Source organism: Clostridium sp. YIM B02506 (assembly GCF_022324845.1).
GTDB classification, from domain to species: domain Bacteria; phylum Bacillota; class Clostridia; order Clostridiales; family Clostridiaceae; genus Clostridium_T; species Clostridium_T intestinale.
Genome location: NZ_JAKGTG010000018.1, coordinates 1 through 18,740, shown reverse-complemented (window position 1 = coordinate 18,740; position 18,740 = coordinate 1). Strand labels below are relative to the sequence as shown.

The 18,740-nt window shown below is 30.9% G+C and carries 14 protein-coding genes and 1 riboswitch; of the genes, 12 read left to right on the top strand and 2 right to left on the bottom strand.

Going from position 1 to position 18,740, the window contains the following annotated elements; translation table 11 throughout:
* The first annotated feature begins 8 nt into the window (after positions 1 to 8).
* From L1S49_RS13930 to recJ, 4 genes are read left to right on the top strand one after another with little or no spacing between them, the layout of a single operon-like run.
* Positions 9 to 2,912, top strand: a complete 2,904-nt coding sequence (locus L1S49_RS13930) for a DNA topoisomerase IV subunit A (RefSeq protein ID WP_238905511.1) — start codon at positions 9 to 11, stop codon at positions 2,910 to 2,912.
* 12 nt (positions 2,913 to 2,924) lie between these two features.
* Complete coding sequence (locus L1S49_RS13925; protein ID WP_238905509.1) at positions 2,925 to 3,488, top strand: DJ-1 family glyoxalase III; 564 nt, start codon at positions 2,925 to 2,927, stop codon at positions 3,486 to 3,488.
* Between the two features lie 58 nt (positions 3,489 to 3,546).
* Positions 3,547 to 4,755 carry a pitrilysin family protein gene (locus tag L1S49_RS13920; RefSeq protein WP_238905507.1) on the top strand — a complete coding sequence of 403 codons (1,209 nt, stop codon included), beginning with the start codon at positions 3,547 to 3,549 and terminating at the stop codon, positions 4,753 to 4,755.
* A 10-nt stretch (positions 4,756 to 4,765) separates the two neighbouring features.
* Positions 4,766 to 6,538 carry a single-stranded-DNA-specific exonuclease RecJ gene (gene recJ, locus L1S49_RS13915; protein WP_238905505.1) on the top strand — a complete coding sequence of 591 codons (1,773 nt, stop codon included), beginning with the start codon at positions 4,766 to 4,768 and terminating at the stop codon, positions 6,536 to 6,538.
* Positions 6,539 to 7,068: 530 nt separating this feature from the next.
* Here the strand turns inward: recJ and L1S49_RS13910 are convergent.
* Positions 7,069 to 7,257: an alpha/beta-type small acid-soluble spore protein gene (locus tag L1S49_RS13910; protein ID WP_238905503.1), complete on the bottom strand. Its 189-nt coding sequence runs from the start codon at positions 7,255 to 7,257 to the stop codon at positions 7,069 to 7,071.
* 173 nt (positions 7,258 to 7,430) lie between these two features.
* Here L1S49_RS13910 and L1S49_RS13905 point away from each other — a divergent pair, with 173 nt between their 5' ends.
* The 5 genes from L1S49_RS13905 to L1S49_RS13885 all read left to right on the top strand — a co-directional run bounded on the left by L1S49_RS13905 (position 7,431) and on the right by L1S49_RS13885 (position 14,798).
* Positions 7,431 to 8,504, top strand: a complete 1,074-nt coding sequence (locus tag L1S49_RS13905) for an undecaprenyldiphospho-muramoylpentapeptide beta-N-acetylglucosaminyltransferase (protein ID WP_238905630.1) — start codon at positions 7,431 to 7,433, stop codon at positions 8,502 to 8,504.
* Positions 8,505 to 8,858: 354 nt separating this feature from the next.
* Complete coding sequence (locus tag L1S49_RS13900) at positions 8,859 to 9,287, top strand: flavodoxin (RefSeq protein ID WP_238905502.1); 429 nt, start codon at positions 8,859 to 8,861, stop codon at positions 9,285 to 9,287.
* Between the two features lie 86 nt (positions 9,288 to 9,373).
* The gene (gene nifJ, locus L1S49_RS13895) at positions 9,374 to 12,883 is read left to right on the top strand and encodes a pyruvate:ferredoxin (flavodoxin) oxidoreductase (protein WP_238905500.1); all 3,510 of its coding nucleotides are present in this window, start codon (positions 9,374 to 9,376) and stop codon (positions 12,881 to 12,883) included.
* 300 nt (positions 12,884 to 13,183) lie between these two features.
* Positions 13,184 to 13,807, top strand: coding sequence for a DUF47 family protein (locus tag L1S49_RS13890; RefSeq protein WP_181602719.1), 624 nt, complete (start codon positions 13,184 to 13,186; stop codon positions 13,805 to 13,807).
* Positions 13,800 to 14,798, top strand: a complete 999-nt coding sequence (locus tag L1S49_RS13885) for an inorganic phosphate transporter (RefSeq protein ID WP_238905498.1) — start codon at positions 13,800 to 13,802, stop codon at positions 14,796 to 14,798. Before L1S49_RS13890 ends, L1S49_RS13885 begins: the two co-directional genes overlap by 8 nt.
* A 51-nt stretch (positions 14,799 to 14,849) precedes the next feature.
* Here the strand turns inward: L1S49_RS13885 and L1S49_RS13880 are convergent, their stop codons facing one another.
* Positions 14,850 to 15,338 carry a hypothetical protein gene (locus L1S49_RS13880; RefSeq protein ID WP_238905497.1) on the bottom strand — a complete coding sequence of 163 codons (489 nt, stop codon included), beginning with the start codon at positions 15,336 to 15,338 and terminating at the stop codon, positions 14,850 to 14,852.
* 140 nt (positions 15,339 to 15,478) lie between these two features.
* Here L1S49_RS13880 and L1S49_RS13875 point away from each other — a divergent pair, with 140 nt between their 5' ends.
* From L1S49_RS13875 to L1S49_RS13865, 3 genes are all read left to right on the top strand, one after another.
* Positions 15,479 to 16,075, top strand: coding sequence for a DJ-1/PfpI family protein (locus L1S49_RS13875; protein WP_343073981.1), 597 nt, complete (start codon positions 15,479 to 15,481; stop codon positions 16,073 to 16,075).
* Between the two features lie 110 nt (positions 16,076 to 16,185).
* The gene (gene fabV, locus L1S49_RS13870; protein WP_238905493.1) at positions 16,186 to 17,349 is read left to right on the top strand and encodes an enoyl-ACP reductase FabV; all 1,164 of its coding nucleotides are present in this window, start codon (positions 16,186 to 16,188) and stop codon (positions 17,347 to 17,349) included.
* A 47-nt stretch (positions 17,350 to 17,396) separates the two neighbouring features.
* A riboswitch (purine riboswitch) is annotated at positions 17,397 to 17,498 on the top strand.
* A 67-nt stretch (positions 17,499 to 17,565) separates the two neighbouring features.
* The gene (locus tag L1S49_RS13865) at positions 17,566 to 18,138 is read left to right on the top strand and encodes a xanthine phosphoribosyltransferase (RefSeq protein ID WP_021803010.1); all 573 of its coding nucleotides are present in this window, start codon (positions 17,566 to 17,568) and stop codon (positions 18,136 to 18,138) included.
* The last annotated feature ends 602 nt before the right edge of the window (positions 18,139 to 18,740 follow it).

The window sequence follows — 18,740 nt, the reverse complement described above, 5'->3', positions numbered from 1 at the left end:
TGACGGGAATGGCTAAAAAGAAGACAGAAATACCTCAAGATAATAATATAGTTAGAGTACCTTTAGAAGAAGCAATGCCAGATAATTACCTGCCATATGCTATAGAAGTAGCCAAAGACAGAGCTTTACCAGATGTTAGAGATGGTTTAAAGCCTGTACATAGAAGAATATTATATGGAGCATATTTATTAAAAGCATATCCAGACAGACCTTACTACAAATCAGCTAGAATAGTTGGGGATATATTAGGTAAATTCCATCCGCATGGAGATTCATCTGTATATGATGCAATGGTAATACTTGCTCAGAACTTTACTACTAGAGAGCCATTGATTGATGGACAAGGAAACTGGGGTTCTATAGATGGTGACGGGGCAGCTGCAATGCGTTATACAGAAGCTAGGCTAGCACCAATTGCTATGGAAATGTTAAGAGACATTGATAAAGATGTTGTGGAAATGGTTCCTAACTATTCAGATAGTGAAATGGAACCAAGGGTATTACCGGCAAAATATCCAAATCTTTTAGTAAATGGAACATTTGGTATAGCTGTAGGACTTGCAACCAATATACCACCACATAACTTAAAAGAAGTAATTGATGGAACTTTAGCCTATATCGATAATAATGAAATAACAACAAAGGAACTTATGAATTACATTAAAGGACCAGATCTTCCAACTGGAGGAGTTATCATAGGGAGAGAATCTATACAAACTGCCTATGAAACTGGAGAAGGAAAGGTAGTTCTAAGAGCTAAAACTTCTATTGAGAAGCTAGAGAATGGAAGAGTAGGAATTGTAATAACAGAATTCCCATTTAGAAGAAATAAGGCAAAATTACTTCAAACAATATCTGAAATGACTGGTGATAAGAGACATGCTAAAGCCTTAGAGGCTATAACAGATATTAGAGATGAATCAGATAGAACGGGTATTAGAGCTGTTATAGAATTAAGAAAGGCTTCAGATGAAGATGCAGCTGATAAAATATTAAAATATTTATTTAAGAAAACCGATCTTCAATGCAATATAAGCTTTAACATGGTTGCATTAGCAGATGGAAAACCAGAAACACTAGGAGTTAAATCTATAATTACTCATTATGTGAACCATCAAAAAGAAGTAATTACTAGAAGAACTACAAAGGATTTAGAAAATGCAGAAAAGAGATTCCACATAGTTGAAGGGTTTATAAAAGCAATTAATGTTTTAGATGAGGTTATCGCAACAATAAGAGCTTCCAAGTCTAAAAAAGATGCAGGAATAAATCTTATAAATAAATTTGGATTTACAGAACCTCAAGCTGAAGCTATATTGGAATTGATGTTATATAGATTAACAGGATTAGAAATAAATATATTTGAAAAAGAATATAAAGAGCTTGAAAAAACAATAAAGAAATTAAAAAAGATTCTTGCAGAAGAAAAAGAATTATTAAAAGTAATTAAAGCAGAGCTTTTAGAAGTATCAGAAAAGTTTGCAAATCCAAGAAGAACTCAAATCATCCATGATGAAAATGAAGGTAAAATAGATATAGAAGAGTTAATTGTGGTAGAGGATGTAGTTATAACACTTTCTAAGGATGGATTTATTAAAAGGATTCCTTTAAAAACCTATGCTAGAATTAATGCTGATCCAGAGGATATAGAGTATAGGGAAGGCGACTTCTTAACATATACTTTAAATGGTAATACCAGAGATTCATTAGGTGTATTTACGGACACTGGATATATGTATCAAATAAAAATAAATGCAATTCCAGATATGAAGTGGAAAGATAAAGGCGTTAGAATAGATGAAATCATAAAAACCATCAATTTAGATAAAGAAAACATAGTAGGAGCTTTTTCAATAGACAACTTCACACCTAATAATTTATTTAAGTTCATAACCACTAATGGTGGAATAAAAAAGAGCACTTTAGATAAATTTATAAGTGGATATACAAAACTTCAAGCTCTTAAATTAAAAGATGGTGATAAGCTTTTAAACGTAACCCTTATAGAAGAAAATAAACAAGAAGAGTTTTTAAAAATTGAAACTAAAAACGGATTAGTTTTCACAGTTGAAGAACCTAAGCTTGAAGCCGCTGATAGAAATATTGTTCCTCAAGCACTGTGTTTATTACCAGGAAAAGATGAGATAGTTAAAACTGAATATGTAAGTGAATATAATATTTTGGACTTTATCGTTGGAATAGATAAAAAAGGTAATATAAAAATAAATAAAGATGGTAAACTTCAAGCATCACTAATGAAAGCTCGTACTAATACAAATGAGGAGATATTAATTTTCTCAAGCCTTGGTAAAGTCTTTAAACTAAAAGCAGCACAGATTCAAGAGATAAATGAAATACATCTTGATAAATTAGTAGATTCCTTTGACAAAGGGGAGGAAATAATTAATATAGTATCTGTAAGTGAATATTATGAACAAGAATATGTATACTTCTTCTCTAAAAATGGATTAATTAAGAAAACTTCTTTAAAAGAATTTAAAGGAGATTATAATAATGTGCAAGGATATAAATTAAAAACTACTAAAGATAGTATTGTATCAACCTCAATAGATGGGGAAAATCCTAATATACTTATAGTAACGAAAAAAGCTATGGGAATATTGTTTGAAGGTAATACAGTAAATGCCATGGGAAAACTAGCATCAGGAGTTACAGGGATATCCTTAAAAGATGAAGATGAGGTAGTATCAGGAAAATGTTTATCAACCCTAATTGTAAATGGCGAAAAATGTGGGTATAATTATATTAAAAAGCTGATTATTACTTCAAAAAATAAGGAAAAGAAGGAAGTAGCCTTAGAAGAGTTAAAACTTCAAAACAGAGCAGGAAGAGGAAATAGCTTAATGCTCATAGTACTAGAAGATAGCGTAAAAGAGGTTGTTTTCAAATAAGAGGAGGTTTTTATGAAAAAACTTATAATTATGTTAGCTGATGGATTCGAAGAAATTGAGGCATTAACAGTTGTGGATGTTTTAAGAAGAGCAGATTTCGAATGTCACATGGTAGCATTAGGGGAATTAGAAGTTAGAGGATCTCACGACATTGTAGTAAAAGCAGACAAAAGTATAACAGAAGGTAATTTCTTTGATTATGATGGAATTATCTTACCAGGAGGAATGCCTGGTGCTAAAAACTTAAGGGAAGATATTAAAGTTATAGAATTAGTTAAAGAGTTTTATGCCTCTGGTAAACTAGTTGCAGCTATCTGCGCTGCACCAATAGTTTTAGAAAAGGCTGGCATAGTTAGTGGTAGAAGTGTAACTTCATATCCAAGCTTTAAAGACGAATTAGAACATAGCTTATATAAAGAGGACTTAGTTGTTAGAGATGAAAACATCTTAACTAGTAGAGGTCCTGCAACAACATTAGCTTTTGCATATGAGATATTAAATTACTTCGGTGCAGAAGATAAGGCAGAAAACTTAAAAGAAGGCATGGTTTATAACTTGCTTAAAGAAAAAATATAGTCATAAAAGAAACTTTGCTAAAGCAAGGTTTCTTTTATTTAATAACAGGAGATATGTTATGGAAAGATTTAAATTAGATAATGGTGTCAGGGTAATATATAATCAAATACAAGGAGATATGACTTCATTTTGTATAGGCTTTGAAGCTGGTGCAAATAATGAGATTGGTTATAATTATGGTGTAGCTCATGCATTAGAACATATGTTGTTTAAAGGAACTAAAAACAGAACTGAAGCACAAATAAACATAGGTTTAGATAAGATATTTGCTTTTAATAATGCTATGACCAATTATCCTTATGCAATTTACTATGGAAGCTGTTCCTCATATGATTTTCAAGAAGGATTTAATATTTTTAGAGATATAATCATTGAGCCAAGCTTTAAAAAAGAAGGCTTCAAGGAAGAAATGGATGTAATACTTCAGGAGTGGAAAGAGTGGAAGGAAGATTTCGAGCAATATTGCGAAGATGAACTATTTTATAATTCCTATAATCAAAAAAGAATTAAAGAAATGATTATAGGAAAAGAAGAATCTATAAAAAATATTACCTTACAAGAACTTAAAAACTTTTATGAAGAATATTACCTAGGAGATAATTGTGTAATAACCATAATATCTTCACTACCAATTGATGATATAAAAGCTATACTAAAAAACTTCACTATTAAAAATAGTAAATATAATAAGCCAAAGTTTCCACAAGAAAGTAATAAGTCAGGAACCTATTATAAAGAGGTTCAAGGTTTTAATGGAGCTAAAATACAATATATTTTTAACATAAATGACTTAACTTACAAAGAGTTAGAAGCATTAAGCCTATATTCACTATTTATAGGGGAAGGAATGAGTTCTTTACTTTTTGAAGAAGTTAGAACTAAAAATGGATATGCTTATGATATATCTTCATCTGTTAAAAGAGAAAAAGGCATAGAAGTTTTTTCAATAAATACTTCTACTTCAAAAGAAAATATTAATAAAACTATTTCCTCAATAAATGAGACCTTAAATAAATCTGTTGAAAACTTAGAAAAGCTGTCTCTAAAAGATATTGAGGTTTTGAAAAAAAGATTAATATTAAAAAGAGAGTTTTGGCTAGAACGTTCAGTTGAACTAGCAAAGTATATAACCACAAATGAGGTTATGTTTAATAATGGAGTAGAAAGTCTAAACTTTAAATACAATCTAAACAATATAAATCAAGTAGATATTGTTAATGTAGTAAAAAAGGTTCTTAATAATCCATCTATTGAGATTTTATACTAAAGGAGAAAAAATGAAAGAAAAATGGATAATGAGAGAGGAAAAAAAGATAGAAGATTCTACTTATAAGGAATTAGGATTAAATCCTATTATGGGGAAAATTTTATCTAATAGAGGTATAACAACAAGTAAAGAGATTGATTTATTTATAAATGGATCTGTAGATGATCTTCAAGATGGGTTTATGATGAAAGATATGCACCTTGCCATTGATATAATAAAGGAGTATGTTCTTGAAAAGAAACCTATACTTATTTACGGAGATTATGATTGTGATGGAGTAAGTTCCACATACATATTATTAAAAGGACTAAAAGAGTGTGGAGCTAAGGTCTCATACCATATACCTCATAGAGAAAATGAAGGTTATGGTATGAATGAAAAAAGAATAGGTGAGCTATATAAAGAAGGTTATGAGATAATTTTAACCTGTGATAATGGTATATCAGCTTTTAATGAAATAGAATACGCAAAAAGTCTGGGGATGAAGGTTGTAGTTACGGATCATCATGATATACCTTTTGTGGAGTTAGAAGATGGAAGAAGTGAAGAAAAAATACCTCCAGCAGATGCTATAGTAAATCCTAAACAAAAAGATTGCTCCTATCCTTTTAAAAATCTTTGTGGAGCAGGAATAGCATATAAATTTATATTGTGTTTGTGTAAGGAATTGGAAATGCCAACTTCTAGAGTTGAAGATTTAGTTGAAATTGCAGCAATAGCTACAGTTTGTGATGTTGTTGATTTAGTTAATGAAAATAGAATAATAGTAAAAGAAGGTTTAAAAAGATTAAATAACACTAAAAATTTAGGCCTTAAATCATTAATTAAAGCAAATAATCTACAGGATAAAATTTTAAATGAATATCATCTAGGTTTTGTTATAGGTCCTTGTATAAATGCCACAGGAAGATTGGAAACAGCAGATTTGGCATTGGAATTATTAATGTCAGACAATGAAAAAGCAAGTAATGAATTAGCACAGAGATTATTGACTCTTAATAGAGAAAGACAAGAGATGACCAATGTAAGTTTAGAAAAAGTTATAGATATTATTAGAGAAAATGGTTATGAAAAAGATAAGGTGCTTTTTGTATATGAGCCTAGTATACATGAAAGCTTAGCTGGAATTGTAGCTGGAAGAATAAGAGAGCGGTATAATGCTCCAGCTATAGTAATGACTTCAGGAAAAGAAATGCCTAAAGGTTCAGGTAGAAGCATTGAAAAATATAATATGCACAAAGAATTAACAAAGTGTAGCGACCTTATCGAAAAATTTGGTGGACATCCTATGGCAGCAGGGTTATCAGTAAGAGAGGAAAATCTGCCTAAGCTTAGAGATGCTTTACTTAATAACTGTGAGTTAACAGAAGAGGATATGCTACCAGAAATAAGAATAGATATGCATCTTCCTTTTAGAAATCTAAATTATGGGCTTATAGAAGAAATTGAAGCTTTAGCTCCTTTTGGGAAAGGAAATCCTAAACCCTTATTTGGAGAAAAAGATGTCTATTTAAAAAGAATATGGTTTATAGGAAATGAACGTAATTCAATAAGAGTTTCCTTCTCTTTTGACAATACAACTATAAATGGGATAGCGTTTAATGTTGGAGATGAATTTAGAAAACTTTTAAATAAACACTTTGGAGAAGTTAAAGCATTAGAAATTGAAACTAGTAGTTATTGCAATATAAAGTGTGCTTTAGTTTATTATCCATCAATTAATGAATATAACGGAAACAAAACCATTCAAGCTAAAATTGAATCACTAAGATTTATAAAGTGAAACTTTTCAGGTGGAGTTTTATGCTCCAGCTGAATTTAGTTGAACTAATACCCACAGGGGGCACAATGTCCAGGAGCTAGCTATCGGATTAAGTAAAAAATAATTGAGACTTTATGCTAAACATTTGGTATAAAAGTCTCTTTTTATTTAGGTTAAGTTTTAAAAAATCATAGGAACAGCGCTATTTGGGAACAGTGAAACAGCGGAATTGAGGAAAATAGGAGCATCGTTACACAAAAGCATAAAAACACAAGAGCAGTGAAAAAGCGGTAAATAAAAACAGCGCAAAAGTGGTGAATAGGAGCAGTGGAGCATAGGTAAGATTTTAAATAATGATATAGCAATAAAGGAAGAGGAGCTGTTAAAGCTCCTCTAAAACTAATGTATGGTAGATTTTAAGTGTATAATTATATTAAAAAAATAATATAATTTTATAGCACTTATTATAAGCTTTGTTTGAAGAATTGATTAAATTTCTTCGAAATTTTTTATAAACCTTGTTTAAGGAACTGAATAATTTTCTGCGAAAATTATAAGCTTTGTTCGTACTTTTCTACCATTCTTTTAACCATTTCACCACCAATAGATCCTGCTTCTTTAGAAGTTAAGTCTCCATTGTAGTCTTTTAGTTGAACACCAAGTTCACCTGCTACTTCGTGTTTGAATTTTGATAATCCATTTCTTGCTTCTGGTATTAAAGTTTTATTGTTTCTTGCCATAATTGACACCTCCTAATAAATTTGATTGTGATTATATGTTGTCCTTATTGGTGAGAATTATAATATAAAAATAAAGGGTAAAGTGGAAAAGCTTTCAAAAGCTTGTATTTAATATTGACTTTTTATTAAAAAAAGTTGAAAATTCATAGAGTGAAGTTAAAAAAAAGGGGATGATTTATTTGTATAAAATAATAATGACAGGTGGAGGAACTGCAGGTCATGTAACTCCAAATTTAGCGTTAATACCTAAGCTTAAAGATAAAGGCTTTCAAATAAAATATATAGGAAGTAAAGATGGAATAGAAAAAGAGATAATTACAAAAGAAAATATAGAATATTATTCTATAAGCTCAGGGAAGCTTAGAAGATATTTTGATTTAAAAAATTTCTCTGATCCATTTAAAGTGGTTAAAGGCTTATTTCAGGCGTTTATAATAATTACAAAAGAAAAACCAGATGTAGTTTTTTCAAAAGGTGGATTTGTTGCTGTACCTGTAGTTATGGCAGCAACCATGAAAGGAATACCAGTAATAGCCCATGAATCTGATATAACACCTGGTCTTGCAAACAAATTAAGTGCACCTTTTTGCAATAAGCTTTGTGTAACGTTTCCAGAAAGTATTAAGTATATAAAAAAAGACAAGGGAATATTAACTGGAGCTCCTATTAGAGAAGAAATTCTAGAAGGAAACAAAGAAAAAGGTAAAAAAATAGCAGGGTTTACAGATGATAAAGAAATTATATTAATTATGGGTGGAAGTTTAGGCTCTCAAATAATTAATAATGCTGTAAGAGGAAATCTATCCAAACTTCTTAATGAATTTAATATAATTCACATATGTGGCAAGGGAAATATAGATAAATCTCTAGAAAATTATAGGGGATATAGTCAGTTTGAGTATGTTTCTGATGAACTTCCACACCTTATGAAAGCTTGTGATTATGTAATATCAAGAGCAGGCTCGAACTCTATCTTTGAATTTTTAGCTTTAAGAAAACCAATGCTACTAATCCCTCTATCTAAAAAAGCAAGTAGAGGGGATCAAATACTTAATGCCAATTCATTTAAAAAGTCTGGATTCTGTTTAACCTTAGAAGAAGAGGAATTAAATGAAACAACTCTTATTAACTCAATAAATGATTTAAAAAATAATAAGACTAAGCTAATATCCACTATAAAAAATAGTTCTATGGAAAGTGGAGTTAATAATGTAATTAAGGTCATATTAAGTAGTATTAAAAAATAATATAGTGGTTTATGTAGATAAGAAATTAGATTTTATTTCCTGGGAAAAGTTTGTGAATTTAGTATAATAGGAATAATTAAAATATTAAGAAAATTAGAATAATCTAGAGATATACAATAAATTTTAGCTATAAAGACAAATTATCGAGCAATATAGAGTATATTGGAGAAATATCCGTAAATATAAGGCTAATACCCAAATACTTTTAATTATGAACTAATTTTTAACTTAACTGATAATATGAAACTTGCAAAATAAATCCTTTGTTATATAATATTTATGTAAGCTTTAAGAAGGCATAAATTAGCAAAATACAATCTTGTTAACATTTTAACAAACCAAGAGGTGATTAAGATGAAAAAAATTAGCATTATTTATTGGAGTAATGGTGGAAATGTTGAGGTTTTAGCTAATGCTATAAAAGAAGGTGCAGAGAAGCTAGGAGCAATAGTAAATATAAAACTAGTTTCAGAAGCTAACATATCAGATGTTATTGAAGCAGATGCAGTAGCTTTAGGAAGTCCTTCTATGGATAGTAATAGAATAGAACAAAAGGAAATGGAACCGTTTGTTAAAGAACTTAAACTAATACCTAATGATAATAAAAAAGTTGCTTTATTTGGATCATATGGTTGGGATGATGGAGAATTCATAAATGAATGGAATTTAAGAATGAAAGATTATGGATTCAATGTTATAGGAACACTAGCTGTAAAAGAATCGCCAGAAGATAATGAGCTAAAAATTGCAATGGAATTAGGAAAAAAGCTTGCAGAAAACTAGTCTGTTTATATATATTTCAGAATTAATATGTGTTTTGAGGTATATTAAATAAATATCTAAGTTGAATAGAAAGAGGGGTCAACACGATGAGAAAAATGAAAACTATGGATGGTAATGCAGCAGCAGCTCATATAGCTTATGCATTTACCGAAGTTGCAGCGATTTACCCAATAACTCCTTCATCACCTATGGCAGAAAATGTTGATGAGTGGGTTGCCCAAGGAAGAAAGAATCTCTTTGGACAAACAGTTAAAGTTATGGAAATGCAATCAGAAGCAGGAGCTGCTGGAGCAGTTCACGGTTCACTACAAGCTGGTGCATTAACTACTACTTTCACTGCTTCTCAAGGTCTATTATTAATGATTCCTAATATGTATAAAATTGCAGGAGAATTACTTCCAGGAGTACTTCACGTATCAGCTAGAGCATTAGCTACATCAGCTCTTAACATATTTGGTGATCACCAAGACGTTATGGCAGCTAGACAAACTGGTTTTGCTATGCTTGCAGAAGGTTCAGTTCAAGAAGTTATGGATTTAGCAGCTGTTGCCCATTTAACAGCTATTAAAACAAGAGTACCATTCTTAAACTTCTTTGATGGATTCAGAACATCTCATGAAATTCAAAAAATCGAAGTTCTTGAATATGATGAATTATCTAAGTTAGTAGATTGGGAATGTGTAGACAGTTTTAAAAGAAGAGCTTTAAACCCTGATCATCCTGTAACAAGAGGAACAGCTCAAAATGCTGATATCTATTTCCAAGAAAGAGAAGTAGTTAACAACTACTACAACAACTTACCAGATACAGTTGAAAGCTACATGGCTGAAATAACTAAATTAACTGGTAGAGAATATCACTGTTTCGATTACTATGGCGCACCAGATGCTGATAGAGTTATTATAGCTATGGGTTCTGCAACAGATGTATGTGAAGAAACTATAGATTATTTAACAGCAAAAGGAGAAAAAGTTGGTTTAGTTAAAGTAAGACTATTCAGACCTTTCTCAAATGAAAGATTATTAGCTGCTATTCCTAAAACTGTTAAGAAAATAGCTGTTTTAGATAGAACTAAAGAACCAGGATCAGCAGGAGAACCATTATACCTAGATGTTAGAAATGCATTCTTTGGTAAAGATAATGCTCCGTTAGTTGTTGGTGGTAGATTTGGTTTAGGATCTAAAGATCCAAATCCAGCACATATTGCTGCAGTTTATGCTAACTTAGCAAAAGCTGAACCTAAAAATGGATTCACAATAGGAATTATTGATGACGTTACTAACTTATCACTAGATGTAACTGAAGATATCGATGCTACACCAGTAGGAACTACAGCTTGTAAGTTCTGGGGATTAGGATCAGATGGTACAGTTGGTGCTAATAAAAGTGCTATTAAAATCATCGGGGATCACACAGAAATGTATGCACAAGCATATTTCTTCTATGATTCTAAAAAATCAGGTGGTATAACTGTATCTCACTTAAGATTTGGTAAAAAAGCAATTAAGTCACCATACTTAATAAACAAAGCTGACTTCGTTTCTTGTTCTAACCAATCATATGTTAATAAGTACAATGTACTTGATGGATTAAAACCAGGTGCAACTTTCTTATTAAACACTATATGGTCTCCAGAAGAATTAGAAACAAAATTACCAGCTTCATATAAGAAATTTATAGCTGAAAACAACATTAAGTTCTACACTATAAATGCTGTTAAAATAGCTCAAGAAATCGGTCTTGGTGGAAGATTCAACATGATAATGCAATCAGCTTTCTTTAAGCTTGCTAGCATAATACCAGTTGAAGATGCTGTTAAGTACTTAAAAGATGCTGTTGTTAAGTCATACGGCAAAAAAGGTGAAAAAGTTGTTAACATGAATTATGCTGCTATTGATAGAGGAATCGAATCAATTGTTGCTATAGATGTACCTGAAAGCTGGAAATCAGCTGTAGAAGCAGAAGCTGCTGTAACTGCTGTACCAGAATTCATAAAGAAAATAGTTGAACCAATGAACAGACAAGAAGGAGATAAACTTCCTGTATCTGCATTCTTAGGAATGGAAGATGGTACATTTGAAAATGGTACTGCTGCTTACGAAAAGAGAGGAATAGCTATAAACGTTCCTGAATGGCAAGCAGATAAATGTATTCAATGTAACCAATGTTCATATGTTTGTCCTCATGCTGTAATCAGACCATTCTTATTAAACGAAGAAGAAAAGAATGCAGTACCAGAAGGATTAAAATTAGTTCCAGCTAAGGCATTAAAGACAGAAACTCCATTATCATACACTATGGCTGTAAGTCCACTAGATTGTACTGGTTGCGGAAACTGTGCTCAAGTATGTCCAGCACCTGGAAAAGCATTATTAATGAAACCACAAGAATCTCAACATGTTGAGATTGAAAGATGGGATTTTGTAACTAAGAAAGTAGCTGCGAAACCAAACCCAATGAATAAATTAACATTAAAAGGAAGCCAATTTGAGCAACCATTACTTGAGTTCTCTGGTGCTTGTGCTGGTTGTGGAGAAACTCCATACGCTAAGCTTGTAACTCAATTATTTGGTGATAGAATGATGGTAGCTAATGCTACTGGATGTTCATCAATTTGGGGAGGATCTGCTCCTTCAACTCCATACACTAAGAATCATCAAGGATATGGTCCAGCTTGGTCTAACTCATTATTTGAAGATAATGCTGAGTTTGGATTAGGTATGTTCTTAGGAGTTAAAGCTCAAAGAGAAAGATTAGAAGAACAAGCTAAGAAAGCAATAGAAGCTGGTGTATCTGAAGAAGCTAAAGCTGCTTTAGAAGACTGGTTAGCTAATGTTAACAGTGGTGAAGGAACTAGAACAAGATCAGAAAGAGTTGTTGCAGCTCTACAAGGTGAAACTAACGAATTCGCTAAAGAATTATTAAAGAATAAAGACTACTTAACTAAGAGATCTCAATGGATCTTTGGTGGAGACGGTTGGGCTTACGATATAGGATTTGGTGGATTAGACCATGTTATTGCATCAGGAGAAGATGTAAACATACTTGTATTTGATACAGAAGTTTACTCAAACACTGGTGGTCAATCATCTAAGTCAACTCCAACAGCTGCTATAGCTAAGTTTGCTGCATCTGGTAAGAGAACTAAGAAGAAAGATCTTGGAATGATAGCTATGAGCTATGGTTATGTATATGTTGCTCAAATTTCTATGGGAGCAGACAAGAACCAAACTCTTAAAGCTATAGCTGAAGCTGAAGCTTATCCAGGTCCATCATTAATCATAGCTTATGCTCCATGTATAAACCATGGATTAAAAGCTGGTATGGGTAATTCTCAATTAGAAGCTAAAAAAGCTGTTGATTGTGGATATTGGGGTATGTACAGATTTAACCCAACATTAAAAGATGCTGGTAAAAATCCATTTACCTTAGATTCTAAAGAACCTAAAGAAGACTTTAAAGAATTCTTAATGGGTGAAGTTAGATACTCATCTCTTGCTAAGGCATTCCCAGAAGCAGCTGATGCTTTATTTGAGAAGACTTACCAAGATGCTATGGAAAGATTAGAATCTTACAAGAAGTTAGCTAATCAATAATTAATAATAAATAACAAATAAAAGGGATCTAGAGTTTTCTAGATCTCTTTTTTTAGGTTTTAAATGTTAAAAATATGTTAAGGAAGTAAATGTTATTTAACTTAAGAAGATAAAAAAACATGCACAAATACTAAAAAGAAGCATTTATATAGGTAGAAAAATAACAAATAGATAAATGTAAATGTTTTTTAACACAAGAATAACAAACTTATGCCAGCCTTAATATTCTTAATATAGATTTAACAATGGAGGATTATTATAAGGTAGTATTACTATATACATAAGGAGAGGACAGATATCATGTTTAATTTTTCACCTAAAAATGATAAGTTTTATGATTTATTTATCGAGTTTACTAGTATTATAGAAGAGGCTTCTAATGAACTTACGTTGTTGTCAAGAAATGTTGAGGATGCAGAAGGTATAAGCTTAAGACTAAAGGATATAGAACATAAAGGTGATGACTTAGTTCATAAGATTTTACAAGAACTAAATAATAGTTTCATAACTCCACTTGATAGAGAGGATATATTATTAATAGTTAAAAGACTAGATGATGTTGTTGATAATATAGAGGACATATCTGGAAGATATCTTATGTACGATATAAAAACTAGTAGAGAAAAAAGTTATACTATAGTGGACCTTATAAATGAATCTTGCCAAAAGATGAAGGATTTATTTATAAAGTTACAAAATTTCAAAACTGATGACAGTATTTATAAGGTAATATCTGAATTAAATCTTTTAGAAACAAAAGGCGATTATGCATACAGAGATGGTATGAGAGAACTTTTTACAACAGAAGTAAATAATATTGAAATCATAGTTTGGAAAGATTTATATGAAAAGCTAGAAAAAACATTAGACTCCTGTGAAACCTTAGCTAATGTTGTTGAAGGAGTTGTAATGAAGCATGCTTAATTCTACTCAACTAATAACTATAATAATAGTTATATTAGCTTTAGCATTCGATTTTATAAATGGATTTCATGATACAGCTAATGCAATAGCTAGTTCAGTAACTACAAGAGCACTTTCTCCACAGAAGGCAATTTTAATGTCAGCAGGGTTAAACTTTATAGGAGCACTTGTTAGCACAAAGGTTGCAACAACTATTGGATCAGGTATAATACACGATGGTGGAGCCCCTATAAAAGTAGTTTTAGCCGCTATCATTGCAGCTATTATATGGAATTTAGTTACTTGGTATGTGGGTATTCCAAGTAGTTCTTCTCATGCTCTTATAGGAGGACTGATAGGAGCATCTATAGCATTTTCAGGAAGTATACATACAGTAAATTGGGCGACCTTTTTTATTAAAGTAGTTTTGTGGTTATTTTTATCGCCTGTTATAGGATTTATATTTGGATACATAGTCATGACCACAATAAACTGGATTTTTAGAAAAACTAAGCCTGCAAAAGCTACAAAAGGATTTTTAAAAGCTCAGGTTTTATCAGCAGCTTTCCTTGCATTTAATCATGGAAGTAATGATGCTCAGAAATCAATGGGAATAATATCTTTAGCACTGTTTAGTGGTGGTGTGATAGGAAGTTTCCATGTGCCCCTGTGGGTTAAATTAGCCTGTGCAACTGCAATGGCCCTAGGAACCTCTGTAGGTGGATGGAGAATTATTAAGACCATGGGAAGTGGCATGGCAAAATTAACTCCGGCTTCAGGGTTTTCAGCTGATTTAACAAGCTCAGCGGTAATATTTACTGCTACTATGATGGATGCACCAGTAAGTACTACACATATAGTATCTACCTCTATTATGGGGGTATCAGCAGCTAAAAGACTTTCAGCTGTAAGATGGGGTGTAGCAAAAAATATTGTTACAACTTGGGTGGTAACAATACCATCTTGTGCACTAGTTGGCGCTATAGTTTCATTAATTGTAAATCACATATAAGATTATTTAACTCGGTAGAAATGCCGAGTTTTATTATATAAATAAAAAAACTCAGCCTAAGCTGAGTTTTTCATTTATAAGGAAGCTTTCTAAATTACCCATATAATTTAGAGCTTTAACATCTCTTCTATTTATAATGATTTTGAAGTTTGGATTTATGTTTAAAATTTCTTCAATCAATGAAAAAGTTTTTTCACCGCCATTTCCACCTTGAGTACAAAAAAGGCTAATTGAATTAATATCTTCTTTGTATTTATTAATAAAAGTTCTAACAGCTGGTGGTATGTGTGAAGCCCATACTGGAAATCCTAATATTATATGATTAAAGTGTTTTGGATTATTTGAAATAGGAGCAATTTTTGTTTCTTTTCCAGTTATAGCTTCATAACTATTAGTTAAAAAACTAAAAATTCCTTTTCTTTTTTTCCAATCTATAATTTCTTCCATGGGACAGTTTAATAAGTCCGATAGGTCTTGGGCTACTGATGCAGTATTTTTTGTCCTTGAGTAATAATAAATGATACTACTGGCACTTTCCATTTCTTTCCCCCTAAAATATTAACTTAAATACTATTATAACAGAGATTTTTAAGAAGTAAATGATATAATTAACTACTTAAGTTTTATATCCATGGAAAATTTAGTATAATTTAATAAAAGAAATTTAGGTGGTGGTTGAGATTTATAGAATAAATGTTGTATTGTTTAATGACTTTGAAACTTTAGATGTATTTGGACCAGTAGAGATTTTTGGATGTGTTAAGGAAGAGTTCAAAATGAATTTTATATCTATGGATTCTGGTATAATAACAAGTTCTCAGGGGGTAAAAATCCAAACAGATAAGTATGAATATTCTCCAAAATATAAAGAGATATTGTTTATTCCAGGGGGAGCTGGAACTAGAAACGGTGTAGAGGACTATAAACTATTAAAATATATTAAAGATATATCACTTAACTCAAAATATATATTAACTGTTTGCACAGGTTCTGCATTATTAGCTAAGTCAGGCTTACTTGATGGAAGAGAAGCAACTTCTAATAAGAGAGCTTTTAATTGGGTTAAGGAGCAAAGTGATAAAGTATTGTGGATAAAAGAGGCCAGATGGGTAAAGGATGGTAATATATATACATCTTCAGGAGTTTCAGCAGGTATAGATATGAGTTTAGGATTTATAAGTGATATCTTAGGAAGAGATGTAGCTTTAAATATATGTAATAGAATTGAATATATATGGAATGAAGATACTAAAAAAGATTTATTTAAAGTTGAATAATAGATAAAAAATTAATGACTTAATTATAAATGTATGCTATATTATTTTATATGTAAAATATTTTGATTATCAAAGTTTATTAAAAGAAAAGTAAGTTGGAGGATTAAAATATGAGGATTGAACCTAAGTTTAGAGGTTTTATATGTACAGCTGCCCACCCATTAGGATGCGAAGAGAATGTTAGAGAACAAATAGAGTATGTGAAATCAAAAGGTGAAATTGAAGGAGCTAAAAACGTACTAATAATAGGAGCTTCTACTGGATATGGATTAGCTTCAAGAATAGTTGCAACTTTTTCAACAGGTGCTAATACCTTAGGAATAAGTTTCGAAAAAGAAGCTAGTGAAAAAAGAACAGCAACACCTGGCTGGTATAACAATAAAGCTTTTGAGAAATTTGCAAAAGAACAAGGTGGATTTCACAAAAGTATAAATGGAGATGCTTTTTCAAATGAAATAAAAGCAGAAGCTATTGATGAAATAAAAAATAATATGGGTAAAATAGATTTAGTTATATATTCTTTAGCATCACCTAGAAGAAAAGATCCTGTGTCTGGAGAAGTTTATTCTTCAGTATTAAAGACTATAGGAGAAGACTTTAAAAGTAAGACTTTAGACTTCCATAGTTTTAAGATAAGCGACGTAGAAGTGGAAAGAGCAACAGAAGAAGAAATTCAAGGAACTATTAAAGTTATGGGCGGAGAAGATTGGAAGCTATGGATGGAAGCTTTAAAAGAAGCTAACGTATTAGAAGAAGGTGTAAGAACTTTAGCTTACTCTTATATAGGTTCTGAATTGACTTATCCAATGTATAATAACGGAACTATTGGAATGGCTAAAAAGGATTTAGATGAAAAAAGCAAAGAAATAAACCTTATGCTAAAAGATCTAAAGGGTGAAGCCTATGTGTCTGTAAACAAAGGCTTAGTAACTCAAGCATCTTCAGCTATACCTGTAGTTTCACTTTATATATCTATAATGTTTAAGGTTATGAAGGAAAAAGGAATACATGAAGGTTGTATAGAGCAATGTTATAGATTATTCTCTGAAAGATTATATGGAGGAGAATTAGCTCTAGATGAAGCAGGTAGAATTAGAATAGATGACCTAGAAATGAGAGAAGATGTTCAACAGGAAATCAAAGATATATGGGATAAAGTTAATAGTGAGAATGTAAAAGAGTACTCAGATGCAGAAGGCTTTAGAGAAGATTTTCTTAAACTGTTTGGATTTGGGTTTGAAAATATAGATTACACTAAAGACGTTGAGATATAAAATAAAAAAAGTTGATTTGTTCTTAAAAATAATATAACATAAAGTTAAAAGAGAATATAACTTCAGTTCGTATATGCATGGAAATATGGTCCAAGTGTCTCTACCGGGAGCCTTTAAACTACCCGACTACGAACGTTATTTTGGTGTTTTTAACTTATGCCTATGAACTGAAGTCCTTTTAGTTCATAGGTCTTTTTTATTTTAGGAGGAAAAGTAATGGAATTATTAAAAAACAAAATAAGAGAAGAAGGAAAAGTTTTACCAGGAAATATACTAAAGGTTGATTCCTTTTTAAATCATCAAATGGATGTGAAACTTTTTAATGAGATGGGAAAAGAGTTTAAAAAAAGAATGGAAGGAAAGAAGATAGATAAGATACTTACTATAGAGGCTTCGGGAATCGGTATAGCTACTATATTATCGCAACACTTTGACTATGTTCCTGTAGTATTTGCTAAAAAGATAGCATCAGCTAATATGGATAAAGAAGTATACCATTCTAGAGTTCAATCTTTCACTAAAAATAAAATTTATGATGTAGTTGTTAATAAAAGATTTATAAATAAAAAAGAAAGAATACTTATTATAGATGACTTCTTAGCTAATGGATGTGCTGCTTGTGGATTAATTGATGTTGTTAGACAAGCTGAGGCTGAACCAGTAGCAGTAGGTATAGTTATAGAAAAAGGCTTCCAACCTGGAAGATCGGAAATAGAAAAGCAAGGAGTTCCAGTGGAATCTTTAGCAATAATAGATAAATTAGAAGAGGGACAAGTTTACTTTAAATAAAAAGGAGACTTGTTCTCTTTTTTTTAGTTATTAGGTTAACAAAATTTGTTTATTTATATAAATGTGTACGTGCAGTTATTAAAAAAAATATGAATAATGTAGGGGATTTTATAACATAATAAATATAATTACTAGTAAATAAGAATTATTTTCGATTGAATTAGTAATGCTAAATAAATATATATCAGCATTATTCCTTAGAATATGTGGATATATCTAAAAACAATTAAAATAGTGCTATTAATAATATGTTATCTCGTTAAATATTTATTTAACAAATTAATATAAAACACTAATGCTAAATAATTAATTAATAAAATATAGTTGATTTTATTAATGATATAGCATATAATTATATTAAGAAGTAACAGATGAATAATAATATTTAAAAGGAGTTGAGAGTATGAACGTAATAAAGTATATGATCTCTAGGGAGTTTAGAAACGGATACTCCAAAGACTTGAGAGATAAGGTTAACAGCGAATTAGATTCTAACGAAAAGATATATAAAAAGAGATAGCCTAAATTGGCAATGTCATTAAGTTAAGATGATACACTCAAAGAGTAGAGTATGTAGAAATACATGCCCTGCTTTTTTTTAT